Annotated in this window: 9 protein-coding genes; 6 read left to right on the top strand and 3 right to left on the bottom strand. The window is 61.1% G+C overall.

Features of this window, described 5'->3' with window-relative positions; translation table 11 throughout:
- Positions 1-272: 272 nt before the first annotated feature.
- Complete coding sequence (locus RYC18_RS00810) at positions 273-5,222, top strand: alpha-2-macroglobulin (RefSeq protein WP_316882044.1); 4,950 nt, start codon at positions 273-275, stop codon at positions 5,220-5,222.
- Positions 5,223-5,405: 183 nt separating this feature from the next.
- Here RYC18_RS00810 and RYC18_RS00805 read toward each other — a convergent pair whose 3' ends face one another.
- Positions 5,406-5,699: a hypothetical protein gene (locus tag RYC18_RS00805; protein WP_002555356.1), complete on the bottom strand. Its 294-nt coding sequence runs from the start codon at positions 5,697-5,699 to the stop codon at positions 5,406-5,408.
- Between the two features lie 95 nt (positions 5,700-5,794).
- Between RYC18_RS00805 and pbpC the strand changes: the two genes are divergently transcribed.
- Positions 5,795-8,143: a peptidoglycan glycosyltransferase PbpC gene (gene pbpC, locus RYC18_RS00800; RefSeq protein ID WP_316882043.1), complete on the top strand. Its 2,349-nt coding sequence runs from the start codon at positions 5,795-5,797 to the stop codon at positions 8,141-8,143.
- A gap of 20 nt (positions 8,144-8,163) precedes the next feature.
- Here pbpC and RYC18_RS00795 read toward each other — a convergent pair whose 3' ends face one another.
- Positions 8,164-8,571, bottom strand: coding sequence for a response regulator (locus tag RYC18_RS00795; RefSeq protein ID WP_002555358.1), 408 nt, complete (start codon positions 8,569-8,571; stop codon positions 8,164-8,166).
- Positions 8,572-8,667: 96 nt separating this feature from the next.
- Positions 8,668-8,856 (bottom strand): Flp family type IVb pilin, encoded by a 189-nt coding sequence (locus RYC18_RS00790; RefSeq protein ID WP_002555359.1) that lies wholly within the window; start codon positions 8,854-8,856, stop codon positions 8,668-8,670.
- Between the two features lie 322 nt (positions 8,857-9,178).
- Here RYC18_RS00790 and cpaB point away from each other — a divergent pair, with 322 nt between their 5' ends.
- The 4 genes from cpaB to RYC18_RS00770 are packed head-to-tail and all read left to right on the top strand — an operon-like array spanning position 9,179 to position 13,852.
- Positions 9,179-10,138 carry a Flp pilus assembly protein CpaB gene (cpaB, locus tag RYC18_RS00785; protein ID WP_010195236.1) on the top strand — a complete coding sequence of 320 codons (960 nt, stop codon included), beginning with the start codon at positions 9,179-9,181 and terminating at the stop codon, positions 10,136-10,138.
- A 20-nt stretch (positions 10,139-10,158) separates the two neighbouring features.
- Positions 10,159-11,409, top strand: coding sequence for a type II and III secretion system protein family protein (locus RYC18_RS00780; protein ID WP_316882042.1), 1,251 nt, complete (start codon positions 10,159-10,161; stop codon positions 11,407-11,409).
- Complete coding sequence (locus RYC18_RS00775) at positions 11,406-12,596, top strand: CpaE family protein (RefSeq protein WP_004666301.1); 1,191 nt, start codon at positions 11,406-11,408, stop codon at positions 12,594-12,596. The genes RYC18_RS00780 and RYC18_RS00775 overlap by 4 nt, the downstream gene beginning before the upstream one ends.
- Positions 12,596-13,852, top strand: coding sequence for a CpaF family protein (locus RYC18_RS00770; RefSeq protein ID WP_002555363.1), 1,257 nt, complete (start codon positions 12,596-12,598; stop codon positions 13,850-13,852). The genes RYC18_RS00775 and RYC18_RS00770 overlap by 1 nt, the downstream gene beginning before the upstream one ends.
- Positions 13,853-13,857: the final 5 nt, after the last annotated feature.

Raw genomic sequence — 13,857 nt, 5'->3', positions numbered from 1 at the left:
CCGGCAAGGCGAGCATTGTAGCCAGAGCGCCAAGGCTTTGCTGTGCAGATGATGGTGGCCAGGTCGTGGATGTGCGGTGCGACGAACATTTGTGACGCGGAGCGTCACCCAAGGCATTCCCACGCTGGAGCGTGAGGAACGATAGCCAGGCTCTACGTCCTGCGCTGGCATGTGAGGAATGCCAGGGACTACCTGTTCAATCTGACAGTAATACTTGTCATCACGACTGTTATATAGTCGCACCCTCTCTACCGTTGCCGATGAGTGCCACCATGTTCAACAAAGGATTGTTTCTGGCTTGCGCGCTTGCGTTGCTGAGCGCCTGTGATTCCTCCTCCCCGGATAAACCCGCGCCAGCCGCGGCAGCAACGACCCAGGCAGCGGTTACCGATACAAAGCCCAAACCCGCAGTCGACCTCGCCGCGCTGAGCAAGCGCTACGCAGGGCGCGAACTGACCGTGATCGACGTGTCGGAAATCCAGATCCACGGCGCAAGCGCCCTGTCGGTGAGCTTTTCCGTGCCGCTCGACCCGGAGCAGAAGTTCGGCGAAAAACTTCATCTGGTGGACAGCAAGAACGGCAAGGTCGACGGTGCCTGGGAGCTGTCGGACAACCTCATGGAACTGCGCCTGCGCCACCTTGAGCCGCAGCGCAAACTGGTGCTGACCGTCGATGCCGGTCTGCAGGCCGTCAACAAGGCCACGCTCGCGGCCGAATACATCAGCCGTCTGGAAACCCGTGACCTGCAAGCCACCGTCGGCTTCGCCAGCCGTGGCAGCCTGTTGCCGACGCGGCTGGCCGAGGGCTTGCCGGTCATCGCCCTGAACGTCGACAAGGTGGATGTCGAATTCTTCCGCGTCAAACCCGACTCGATGCCCAACTTCCTCGCCCAGTGGGACGGCGCGTCGAGCCTGTCCAGCTACAGCTCCGAAGAGCTGTTGCCTATGGCCGAACTGGTCTACAGCGGTCGTTTCGACCTCAAGCCTGCGCGCAATACCCGTGAAACCCTGCTGCTGCCGATTGCCGGTATCAAACCTATGCAACAGCCGGGTGTTTATCTGGCAGTCATGCGCGCGTCGGGGACCTACAGCTACTCGCAGCCGGCTACCCTGTTCACCCTCAGTGATATCGGTCTGTCGGTACACCGTTACAGCAACCGTCTGGACGTCTTCACTCAAGCGCTCGAGGGCGGCAAGGCCCTGAGCGATGTGAGCGTCGATGTGTACGACGACAGCGGCAAGGTTGTCGCCCAGGGCAAGACCGACAGCGACGGCCACACTCAACTGCCGCTGCCAGCCAAGGCGGCGGTGGTGCTGGCGCACAAGGACGAACAGACCAGCATGCTGCGTTTGAACAGTTCGGCGCTGGACCTGGCCGAGTTCGACATCTCCGGCCCGCAGGCTCACCCGCTGCAATTCTTCATTTTCGGCCCGCGTGACCTGTATCGCCCCGGTGAAACCGTGCTGCTCAACGGCCTGCTGCGTGACAGCGACGGCAAGAACGTCAAGCCACAACCCATCACCGTCGAAGTGCGCCGCCCTGATGATCAGGTAAGCCGCAAGTTTGTCTGGGAAGCCGACAGCAGTGGGTTCTACCAGTATCAATTGCAACTCGCCGATGAAGCGCCGACCGGTCGTTGGCAATTGGTGTTCGATCTGGGCGACGGCAAACCGCAACTTTACGAATTCAAGGTTGAAGACTTCCTGCCCGAGCGCCTGGCTCTGGAACTCAAGGGCAGCGACACGCCGGTTGCGCCTGCTGACAACCCCGAGTTCGACATCACGGGCCGCTACCTGTACGGCGCGCCCGCCTCGGGCAATACCCTGACCGGTCAGGTCTACGTGCGTCCGCTGCGCGAAGCCGTGCCGAAACTGCCGGGCTATCAGTTCGGTTCGATCACCGAAGAAGACCTCAAGCATGACCTGGAGCTTGAGCCCGTTACGCTCGACGCCGAAGGCCACTCGACGCTCGCCGTGCAGAGCGAATGGGCGCAAGCCAAATCGCCACTGCAACTGATTCTGCAAGCCAGCCTGCAAGAGTCCGGCGGGCGTCCGATCACCCGTCGTCTGGTGCAGCCGATCTGGCCTGCCGAGCACTTGCCCGGCGTGCGTGCGTTGTTCGGCAGCAGTACAGGCAGCGATGACTACGACGACGAAGCCGACAAGGGCGAGGCGCAGACCAACGGCGACGGCCCGGCCGAATTTGAAATCGTGATGGCCGATGCCGCTGGCAACAAACTGGCTGCTGATAACGTAAAAGTCCGGTTGATTCGTGAGCGCCGCGACTACTACTGGAATTATTCGGCCAACGATGGCTGGAGCTACCACTTCAACGAGAAATTCCTCAACCTGAACGAGGAAACCCTCAACATCACCAAGGACTCGACGGCCAAAATCAGCTTCCCGGTCGAGTGGGGTCCGTACCGTGTCGAAGTGGAAGACCCGTCCACCGGCATGGTCAGCAGCCTGCGCTTCTGGGCGGGCTATCGTTGGCAGGACAACACCGATGGCGGTGCGGTCAGGCCGGATCAGGTCAAGCTGGCGCTGGACAAACCGGCCTACAACGACGGCGACACCGCCACGGTGACCGTCACGCCACCCGCAGCGGGCAAGGGCTATCTGCTGGTCGAGTCCAGCGAAGGGCCATTGTGGTGGGAGGAAATCGACGTGCCGGCCGAGGGCAAATCGTATGAAATCCCGCTGGACAAAAAGTGGGCTCGCCACGATCTGTACGTCACTGCTCTGGTCGTACGCCCCGGCGAACGCAAGGCCAACGTCACGCCGAAGCGCGCCGTGGGTGTACTGCACCTGCCGCTGGACCGCACGCAACGCAAACTGGCGCTGACGGTCACCGCACCAGAGAAAATGCGCCCCAAACAGCCGCTTAAACTCAAGATTGTCGCCAAAAATGCTGATGGTAGCGTGCCAAGGCAGGTGCAAGTGCTGGTGTCGGCAGTGGACGTCGGCATTCTCAACATCACCCGCTACGCCACGCCTGACCCGTTTGCCAGCCTGTTTGGCCGCAAGCAGTATGGCGCGGACCAACTGGATATCTATGGCCAGTTGATCGAAGCCGGTCAGGGACGCCTGGCCAGCATGGCGTTCGGTGGCGATGCGCTGGCCAAAGGCGGCAAGCGTCCGGACACCAGCGTGACCATCGTGGCACTGCAAAGCGCACCGGTTACCCTGAACGACGCGGGTGAAGGCGAAGCGAGTGTCGACATTCCAGACTTCAACGGCGAACTGCGGGTCATGGCTCAGGCCTGGACCGACGACCGCTATGGCATGGCCGAGGCAAAAACCGTCGTCGCTGCGCCGATCATCGCCGAGCTGTCGACGCCGCGCTTCCTCGCAGGTGGCGACCAGACCAGCGTCGCGCTTGACGTCTCCAACCTGTCGGGCAAAGCGCAAAAGCTGGACGTGAAGATCAGCGCTGAAGGCCAGTTGAGCATTCCTGGCGGCGATCAGATCAAGCCCTTGCAACTCAAAGAGGGTCAGCGCGTCACCCTTAAAGTGCCGGTACTGGCGCAGGGTGGACTGGGTCAGGGCAAAATCAAAGTGCTGGTCGAAGGTCTGGACCTGCCCGGTGAAACCCTGCCCGCCTTCACTCGCGAGTGGAACATCGGTGTACGCCCAGCCTACCCGGCGATGCTCAGGCATTATCGCGCCACTCTCAACGAGCAAAGCTGGAGCCTGCCGGACGGTGCACTTGAAGCCTTCGAGCCTGCCGGTCGCGAAGCCATGCTGTCGCTGTCGAGCCGTCCGCCGCTGAACATCGGTGAACAGATTCGGGCACTGAAAGCCTACCCTTACGGTTGTCTGGAGCAGACCGCCAGCGGCCTGTATCCATCGCTGTATGCCGACGCGGCGACCCTCAAGCGTCTGGGCCTGACCGGCGAACCGGATGCCGAACGCAAGCGCAAGGTCGAAATCGGCATCGAGCGCCTGCTGGGCATGCAACGTTACAACGGCAGCTTTGGCCTTTGGGGTTCGGACAGCGACGAGGAATACTGGCTGACGGCCTATGTCACCGACTTCCTGCTGCGCGCCCGCGATCAGGGCTTTGCCGTACCACCGGACGCGCTGAAGAAAGCCAGTGAACGTCTGCTGCGTTATTTGCAGGATGCCGGGCAGATTCAGGTCAATTACAGCCAGAACGCCGAACATACGCGCTTTGCCGTGCAAGCCTACGCGGGGCTGGTGCTGTCACGCAGCCAACAGGCTCCGCTGGCGGCCTTGCGCAGCCTGTTCGACCGACGCAGTGACGCCCGCTCCGGGCTGCCGCTGGTACAACTGGCGGTCGCATTGGAGAAGATGGGCGACAAACCGCGTGCCGATCTGGCCCTGAGCGCCGGCCTGGCAGTCAGCCGCAAAAATGAATGGCTGGCCGACTACGGCAGCTCGCTGCGTGATCAGGCACTGATTCTGGCCTTGCTGGAAGAAAATGATCTCGCCAGGGAAAGGCGTGACGAGCGCCTGTTTGCCCTGGCCGATGAAGTAGCCGCCAATCGCTACCTGTCCACTCAGGAAAGCAACTCGCTGTTCCTTGCCGGTCGTAACCTGCTGGGTAAAGCGGAGAAGGACTGGACCGCCAGCCTCACAAGCGGCACTCAAACCCGCGAGTTGAGCAACAAACAGCCGGGCCTCAAGCTGGAAGGTGCGCTGCTGGCTTCGCCGCTTTCAGTGCACAATCAAGGCAGCGAACCGCTTTATCAGCAACTGACCGTTTCCGGTTATCCAACCCAGACGCCTGCAGCCGGTGGCGAAAACCTGAGCATTCGTCGCGAATACCTGAGCCTGAGCGGCGCGCCACTGAACGTCGGAGCCCTGAAAACCGGGCAGCTGGTGCTGGTGCATCTGGAGATTGGTGCCAAACAGCGCGTACCGGATGCGTTGGTGGTGGACTTGCTGCCTGCGGGCCTGGAGCTGGAAAACCAGAACCTGGCGCAAAGCTCGGCAAGCCTGGAAGACGCCAGTGAAGAAGTAAAGACGATCCGCGAGTCGATGGAAAACGCCGGGATCAAGCATCAGGAATACCGCGGTGATCGTTACGTGGCGGCGCTGGATATCGACGGCAGCAGCACCGTGCACCTGCTCTACCTGGCCCGCGCAGTCACGCCGGGAACATACCGCGTGCCGCCGCCGCAGGTCGAATCGATGTACCGCCCGAACTGGCAGGCGCTGGGTGATGCACCCGCGCAGATAGTGGTAAAGGGCAAATGATCGCTGATTGGTTGGTTGGTTGGTTGGAATGCGTACCTGTGGGAGCGACCGGGGCGGCGATCCGCATTGTTCGCGAAGGGGACGATACATCCACTGAGGATGTATCGTCAGGAATAAAGCCTTCGCGAACAAGTTCGCTCCCACAAGGGCACGCGCTTAAGGCGTGGAGGCGGAGTTAGCGCATCAATGAATGATCCAGCTCAGCAACCACAGGCCCAGCGCCAGCCAGATGATCCCGAGGATGATCGAGGCGCGCATGAATGCCCGGACAGCCGAGTAAAGCAGCATCAGGCCGATGATCAGTGCGACGATGCTGATCAGTGAAGTGTCCATGCCCAGCGTGCGGGACAGGCCATCGACAAAATTTCCTCCAGCATGGGTAAACCCGTTGAACAACCACGCCAGACCGTCGACGAAGAAGCGAATCACCGCGCCGATGGCCTGCCCGAGCCATTCAAAAAAGCCTTCTACCTGCATATGTACGTCCTGATTGGGGTCGTGAAGAAAATGATCTGTCCGCTTTGGCCGTCGCAAGGCGTGTCAGGTTCCGTGGATCATAAAGGCTCTTTGCGTTGAAACCTGAATTTCTTCTGCGCCTGCGGCAAAAACTCAAGTGGCTGGCAGGCGCGATCATTCTGCTGATCGCCCTGCTTTGGCTGGCGGATCGCTTGTGGCCGTTGCCACTGCCCAAAGACGATCTGGCCCGCGTTGTACTGGCCGAGGACGGCACACCGCTGTGGCGCTTTGCCGATGCCAATGGCGTGTGGCGATATCCGGTCAGCAACGAGCAGGTTTCGCCTTATTACCTTGAAGCCCTGCTGACCTACGAAGACCGCTGGTTCTACAGCCATCCTGGCGTGAACCCGCTGGCGCTGGTGCGCGCCACCTGGCAAAACCTCTGTGGCGCGCGCGTGGTCTCCGGTGGCAGTACGCTGTCAATGCAGGTGGCGCGGCTGCTCGATCCGCATTCGCGTACGTTATCCGGAAAGTTTCGCCAGCTGTGGCGCACGTTGCAGCTTGAGTGGCACCTGTCGAAGGATGAAATCCTCAGCCTTTACCTCAATCGCGCACCATTCGGCGGAACGCTGCAAGGGGTGGCGGCCGCCAGCTGGGCGTATCTGGGCAAATCCCCACACAATCTGACTCGCGCTGAGGCTGCATTGCTCGCGGTGCTGCCACAGGCGCCCAGCCGTCTGCGTCCGGACCGTCATCCACAACGGGCGCAAGCTGCGCGCGACAAAGTGCTGAGGCGTCTCGCCGAGTTTCAGGTATGGCCGCAAGCCAGCGTGGACGAGGCTCTGGAAGAGCCGTTATGGCTGGCACCGCGACAGGAACCCAGCCTTGCGCCGCTGCTGGCCCGACGCCTTAATCGCCCCAACAGCCCGCCGCTGATCCGCACCACGCTGGATGCCTCACTGCAACGGCGCATGGAAGACCTGCTGATGGGCTGGCGCGCGCGCCTTCCGGAACGGACCTCGGCAGCGATTCTGGTGGTCGAGGCAGAAAACATGGCCGTGCGCGCTTATGTGGGTTCAGTGGACATCAACGACGCCAAACGTTTCGGGCATGTGGACATGGTGACGGCGCTGCGTTCGCCCGGCTCCACCCTCAAGCCATTCCTGTACGGCATGGCATTGGATGCCGGACTGATTCACTCCGAATCACTGATGCAGGACGTCCCGCGTCGCTATGGCGACTACCGGCCGGGCAACTTCTCAACCGGTTTCGGCGGACCTGTGGCGGCCAGTTCGGCGCTGTCGATGTCGCTCAACCTGCCTGCCGTGCAGTTATTGGAGGTCTATGGACCGAAACGCTTCGCCGCCGAACTGCGCAATGGCGGCGTACCGCTGACCCTGCCGCCGCTGGCCGAGCCGAATCTGGCGCTGATTCTGGGAGGTGCGGGCAGTCGGCTGGAGGATTTGGTGACGGGATACAGCGCCTTCGCTCGTGGCGGGCGAAGCGCCGATGTTCGCTTGCAACCGCAGGACCGATTGCGCGAACGGCAGATGATGTCGCCAGGGGCCGCGTGGATCATCCGGCGCATCCTCAGCGGCCAGTCGCGTCCGGACATAGACCCGCGCGCCGAGCTGGTGCAGCGCCCGCAACTGGCCTGGAAGACCGGCACCAGCTATGGCTTTCGCGATGCCTGGGCGATTGGTGTGGGGCCGCGTTTTCTGGTCGGTGTATGGATCGGTCGCCCGGACGGCACACCGGTGCCGGGACAGTTCGGGCTGGCGTCGGCAGCGCCACTGATGCTTCAGGTTCATGATGTGCTAGTCAATCGCGACAGCCAGCGCGGGATCGCTGCGCCGGTGCAACCGGTGCCGCTGAATGTCGGCGTGGCAGCGATCTGCTGGCCGCTGGGTCAACCAATGAGCAAAAGCGACCCGAACTGCCGTCGCCAGCGCTTCGCCTGGACACTGGACGGCACCACGCCGCCAACCTTGCAGGCGGCCGATCAACCGCTCGGCCTGGGCTTGCAGGAACGTGTCTGGATCAACGCCAAGGGGTTACGCGTGGCTGCCGGTTGCCCGGACGCTCAAGCGCAGGACATCGCGCTTTGGCCTGCCCCTCTGGAACCCTGGCTGCCCAGGGCCGAACGACGCGAAGCCCGCCTGCCACCCGCCGACCCGGACTGTCCACCACAGAACCTCAACCAGGCACCGCCGCTTAGCATCGTCGGCGTGCGCGAAGGCGACAACCTGCGCCTGCCAGCGAGCAGCCGTCAGGCGCTGCGCCTCAGACTCTCGGCCCTGGGCGGCAGCGGACATCGCTGGTGGTTCATTGACGGCGCGCCACTGGCGGACACCGATACCCGGCAAGACTTCACCCCGACCCTTAGCAAACCGGGCCGTTATCAATTAAGCGTGCTGGACGAAAGCGGCCAGACCGCGAGGGTTGAATTCAGCGTGGTGGAGTGAAGGTTACGAAAACAGTGTGGTCACTGAACCTGAAAGATTTTCGGCTCGGGGAACAGGTTGTTGAGCGTTTCCAGCAGACGAACGTGGTAGATGGGTTTGCGGAACAGGTCCAGTACATGCAGGCGCAACAGGTCGCTGACGTCGTCCATGTCGGCGTGCCCTGAGGTCACGATGACAGGCAGGTGTTGACGCGACGTGTGCTCGCGCAGGTGGCGGATCAACTGGATACCACTTTCCTCCGGCATCCGCAGATCGGTAATCACCAGCGCGATGTCCGGATGGGCTGTCAGCTGGTGCAGGGCCATTTTCACGGACGACGCCGTGAAACAGCAGAACCCCTCGCCTTCGAGCAGTTCTGCAAGCTCCTCGTTCGCGTCCTCTTCGTCATCAACCAACAGCAGCTGTTGGCGGGTAGGATGGACAGCCATTTTGACACCTTTAAACGTGAATAAATGCGATCAGGATATCCAGATTACTCCTGTTGAAAAAGGCTATCTACTGACATATTTCCATCTGTGCTCAACTCACAACGCATTCTGAATAGTTGTAAACATTGCAGTGATCCTGCCGCTTATCGTGGGAACAAAAGCAACGATAGCCACTGCAACCATCGCTGCGATCAAGGCGTACTCTATACCCGAAGCGGCTTCACGGTCTTTGATAAAGGATTTAACCCGGATATAGGTACCTACGTATAGCCGTGTAAGGGACATCTCATTTCTCCTTGTGCCTTCTAGGCGCGAACATGCGTGTCACATGCGAAACTGTCTGCCTGCACAGCATTGTCTCCAATCCGTAAACCCACAATCTCAACAAAGCATTAACCGGAAAGTTATAAGACTGGCCATCTCCTGCGTCTGGCGTGGTCAAACGCTATGTTGTTCACGCAACAGCATTTTTATACCAAAGCACAATGGCATTCTGAGTGCCATGAGCTAACGTCACATAACGGACGGGAACGTCGTCCGCCGCGCCACATTGCGAAGTTGTCGCACCGGTTTGAAGTTGTCCTGCAATGACAAAGGGAACGTTGCCATGAGCAGTCGCATTACCACGGTGCTTGCTGTCCTGTTTTTGCTGGGAGCGTTGATTGCCGGTTATCTGGGAATCGCCGTCAGCAAACCGGCCGAGGCACCTGCAGTTGTCACGCCGCCCACGGTGCCTGACGCCACCGAAATATCGACCCAAACGCCCCCGACTCCGCCGGTCGAGGATGCGCTGCGCCACAACGTAGTGGTTTTGGCCCGGGACGTACCGGCCTATACCCCCATCACGGCTGAAGACCTGACCGTAGAGCGCCTCAAGGTCGCGCCGCCTGGAAGTTTCGAGCACATCGACAAACTGGTGGGCCGCAGCACTTGGCGAACACTGACGGCCGGAACCTGGCTTAGCGAGAACAGTTTTGAAGCAGGCGGCACACTGGCGCGGATGATTCGCCCTCATGAACGAGCGCTGGCGTTGCAGGTTGACGAGGTGATTGGCGCATCCGGGCAGCTCAGCCCAGGCGACTATGTGGATGTGCTGCTTTACCTGCCCGAGGACACCAGCAACCTGAATCGCTCCAGCCAGGTGGTCGTACCCGCCCTGCGAGTTCTCGGGGTTGGCGGGCTGCTCGGCCCGGATCGCAACGGCAAGCCGGTGCAGGACATCAACGCTGACGAACGCCTTAAACAGGAACAGCTGCGGATCAACGCGCGAACCGTCACCGTCGCGGTACCGGAAGCCTTGCTGGCACGGCTGATGCTGGCGTCGCAAACCGGTGTCCTGCGTCTGGCCGTGCGCAGCGCCGACGAGGGCAACCTTCAGAATTACTGGGCGAGCGAAGCCGGTAGCCGTGATGCCGCCGAACGACTGGACTCTGCCAACCGCCAACTGGTCAGCTTCAGACAATTGAGCCTGGGCCCGGCCAACTCGCCGACACAGGGCGCAGCCACTCGCACGCCTCGCGCAGTCGAGGTCATACGCGGTAACCAGATCACGCAACAAACTCCCTGATTGAGCAAGGATTGCATTTGATGAGCTGTTGTTCCGTGCCAGTAACAAAACCCCGGCTGCTGGCGTTAGCCTTGGCGGCGCTGTCTGCACAATCAGCCTGGGCCGCTTCCGGCAGTTGTGCAGGACTTGCTGCAATGCCAGCGGCGGTGGAAATCGATCAAGGCATTCAGCAGGAAGTGCGCTCACCTGTGGCCATCACCCGCATTGCCGTCGGCGACCCGAAAATTGCCGATGTGCATGTCAACGGTACGGATGGTTTTCTGTTGACGGGCGTTGCGCAGGGCACGACCAGCCTGATGGTCTGGACCGCCTGCGCCACCGCCCCGCGCCAGAGCATGGTATTCGTACGCGGCCGGGCCACGGCATCGATGATAGAAAGCGTTACTGCGCCATCTGCTGATGCGGAGTTACCCAGCCAGGTGCAGACCGACATCCGCTTTATCGAAGTCAGCCGCACCAAACTCAAGGAGGCCAGTACCTCGATATTCGGCAAGGGCTCGAACAACTTTCTGTTCGGCGCGCCTGGCACGGTTCCCGGCGTAAACGTCACCCCCGGTACGGTGAGTGGCACAAGGCCGAGCATTCCGCTGAATAACAGCAATTTCAATATTGTCTGGGGCGGCGGCAGCAGCAAAGTGCTGGGCATGCTCAACGCCATGGAAAACAGCGGCTACGCCTACACCCTGGCCCGCCCCAGCCTTGTTGCGCTCAATGGGCAAAGTGCAAGCTTTCTGGCAGGGGGCGAGTTCCCGGTGCCTGTGCCCAATGGCGAGGGCAATGGTATTTCCATCGAGTACAAGGAGTTTGGCGTACGCCTGACCCTGACGCCGACAGTAGTGGGCCGTGACCGAATCCTGCTAAAAGTTGCCCCCGAAGTCAGCGAACTGGATTTCTCTGCCGGTATCACCATCGCCGGCACAAACGTGCCGGCGCTTAACATACGGCGTACCGACACCAGTATCGCGCTTGCAAACGGAGAAAGCTTTGTGGTCAGTGGGCTGATCAGCTCCAGCAACGTCGGCTCGGTAGGCAAGTTTCCCGGCCTGGGTGACATTCCCATTCTCGGCGCGTTTTTCCGCAATTCGCAAATCCAGCGCGATGAACGCGAACTGCTGATGATCGTCACCCCGCACCTGGTTCAACCGCTGGCCGCCAACGCGCAATTGCCCTCGCTGCCGGGTGAGGGGCTGCGCACCTACGATCCAAGCTTTCCGCGCCTGTATTTTCTGGAAAATGGCGACTTTGACCGTCGCGACGGGTTATCCAAATGAGCCAGAGCCTGAGCCAGACCTTCCTGGCAATCACCCGTAACAACACTGATCTGGAATGGCTACAGAGTGCCCTCGGCTCACTTGGCCAAGTGGTCAGCGCAGGCACCGGCAGCCTCGACGATCTGCTCGCGCTGGTGGACGTGACCTTTGCCAGTGTGGTGTTCGTCGGGCTGGACCGTGAGCATCTGATGACCCAGAGCGCCCTGATCGAGAGCGCGCTGGAAGCCAAGCCGATGCTGGCCATCGTCGCGCTTGGCGATGGTATGGATAACCAGCTGGTGCTCAACGCCATGCGTGCCGGGGCGCGGGATTTCGTCGCTTACGGCTCTCGTTCGAGTGAGGTCGCCGGCCTGGTCAGACGCTTGAGCAAGCGCTTGCCTGCCGTGACGCCCAACCCGAACATGAGCGGCCTGTCAGTGCTGTATGGCGCGCAAGGCGATGACGACGGAGCCTTGATCGCGACGCACCTGGCGATGGTGGTGCACAAGACCGGGCAACGCACGCTGCTGCTGGACCTCGGCCTGCCGCGCGGCGACAGTCTGCTGATGCTCGGCCTTGAATCCACATTCAGCTTTGGCGATGCCCTGCGCCACTTGCGCAGGCTCGATGCAACGCTGATCGACAGTGCGTTCACCACCAGTGAAAGCGGTCTGCGCATTCTGGCGTACAGCGAAGCCGACGATCATCTGGAGCAGTCCAGCGCAGCGGAGCTTTATATGCTGCTCAGCGCCCTGCGCCAGCATTTTCAACATGTGGTCGTGAACCTCGTGGGCCAGCCGGACAGCGAGGCACTGCGCTCGCTGGTCAGCCATTGCGATCAGTTGCTGTGGTACGCCGACCAGAGCGTACTGGGCTGTCGACGCAACCTGACGGTGCTTAATAACTGGCGTGAGAAAGGCATGAGAATGCAACACGCCAGCCTGCTGATTGATCGCTATCAGCGCTCGGTCGCACCCAATTCGGAAACCGTGGCCAAGACCTTCGGCCTGCCGGTGCAGGCCGTATTGCCGCTGGCACCAGAGCTGCGCCTCAACGCCAAAAACCAGGGAGTGACGCTGTTCGAGCTGGCCTCACGCGACGCGTTGTGTTCCGGGCTGCGTCGGCTTGGCGAGCATCTGGCACGCAATACCGAGGCTCACGACAAACCCGATCAGGGCTGGCTCGCTCGACTGTGGGGGAACAGGTAATGGCGGAAAAACTGTTTGGCGTCTCGTCGCGTGGCAGCGGGCAAGCCGATGACGGCCAGGGCCTGAAACTGGTGTTGCACCGTTACATCATCGACGGCATCGAAGAAAGCGGCAAAAACCTGCTCGAAGGCTCACGACCGGCACTGGCGCAATTTGTCATCGACAAGGTGGCCGAATACGTTGCGCGACTGCGGCTGGCTATTTCGCGCTATGAAATGGAGCGACTGGCCGAAGAGCTGGTCGATGAGCTGACCGGTTTCGGCCCGCTTGAAGTGTTGCTGCGCGACACGTCGGTCACGGAAATTCTGGTCAACGGGCCGGGCAAGGTATTTGTCGAACGTGATGGCGTGCTGCACCACACCGACCTGCGCTTTATCGACTCGCACCACGTCGAGCGCGTGATGCAGCGCATCCTCGCGCCACTCGGGCGGCGCCTGGATGAATCTTCGCCTATGGTCGATGCGCGTCTGCCCGACGGCAGCCGGGTCAATGCCATCATCCCGCCGATTGCGCTGGATGGCCCTTGCCTGTCGATCCGGAAATTTCGCAAGGACATGCTCAAGAGCGCAGATCTGGTGGCCATGCAAACCATCGATCAGTCCATTTTCGAGTTTTTTCAGGAAGCGGTCGGCAAACGCTGCAACATCCTCGTCAGCGGCGGTACCGGCACAGGCAAGACCACAATGCTCAACGTGCTGAGCCAGTTGATCGACAGCAACCAGCGCCTGGTCACTATCGAGGACGTTGCCGAGCTGCAGCTCAGCCACCCGCACGTGGTGCGTCTGGAAACCCGCCCGCCCAATGCCGAGGGGCATGGCGAGGTGCGCGCCAGCGACCTGATTCGCAACTCGCTGCGGATGCGCCCTGACCGCATCATCCTCGGCGAGATCCGTGGTGTCGAAGTGCTCGATGTATTGACGGCGATGAACACCGGCCACGACGGTTCCATGAGTACCGTTCACGCCAACAATGCTCAGGATGCTCTGCTGCGCCTGGAAACGCTGGTTGGCCTGACCGGGCGACTGATACCGGAAAAAACCCTGCGCCAGATGGTCTGCGCGGCGCTGGATGTGATTATCCAGCTGGCGCGCCTGCCTGATGGCCGACGCTGTGTCAGCGAAGTGGTGGAGGTAGTCGGCATACGCGATGACATCTATGTCACCAATACATTGTTCCGCCTTGATCGCCGCACCGGGGTCGGCTTCATGCGCGAAGCTGCACACGCCGCAGGCGACAAGCTGCGGCCAGGCTACTGACGTGC

This window comes from Pseudomonas syringae group sp. 247E2, assembly GCF_032587795.1.
Taxonomy (GTDB): domain Bacteria; phylum Pseudomonadota; class Gammaproteobacteria; order Pseudomonadales; family Pseudomonadaceae; genus Aquipseudomonas; species Aquipseudomonas amygdali.
Note: the sequence above shows the minus strand (reverse complement) of the source record. Positions and strands in the feature narration are given on the sequence as shown.

Bases quoted from the DNA above. Each gene is read 5' to 3' on its own strand.
- RYC18_RS00810 (WP_316882044.1), top strand. From the start codon at position 273: ATGTTCAACAAAGGATTGTTTCTGGCTTGCGCGCTTGCGTTGCTGAGC.
- RYC18_RS00805 (WP_002555356.1), bottom strand. From the start codon at position 5,699: ATGCAGGTAGAAGGCTTTTTTGAATGGCTCGGGCAGGCCATCGGCGCG.
- RYC18_RS00795 (WP_002555358.1), bottom strand. From the start codon at position 8,571: ATGGCTGTCCATCCTACCCGCCAACAGCTGCTGTTGGTTGATGACGAA.
- RYC18_RS00790 (WP_002555359.1), bottom strand. From the start codon at position 8,856: ATGTCCCTTACACGGCTATACGTAGGTACCTATATCCGGGTTAAATCC.
- cpaB (WP_010195236.1), top strand. From the start codon at position 9,179: ATGAGCAGTCGCATTACCACGGTGCTTGCTGTCCTGTTTTTGCTGGGA.
- RYC18_RS00780 (WP_316882042.1), top strand. From the start codon at position 10,159: ATGAGCTGTTGTTCCGTGCCAGTAACAAAACCCCGGCTGCTGGCGTTA.
- RYC18_RS00775 (WP_004666301.1), top strand. From the start codon at position 11,406: ATGAGCCAGAGCCTGAGCCAGACCTTCCTGGCAATCACCCGTAACAAC.
- RYC18_RS00770 (WP_002555363.1), top strand. From the start codon at position 12,596: ATGGCGGAAAAACTGTTTGGCGTCTCGTCGCGTGGCAGCGGGCAAGCC.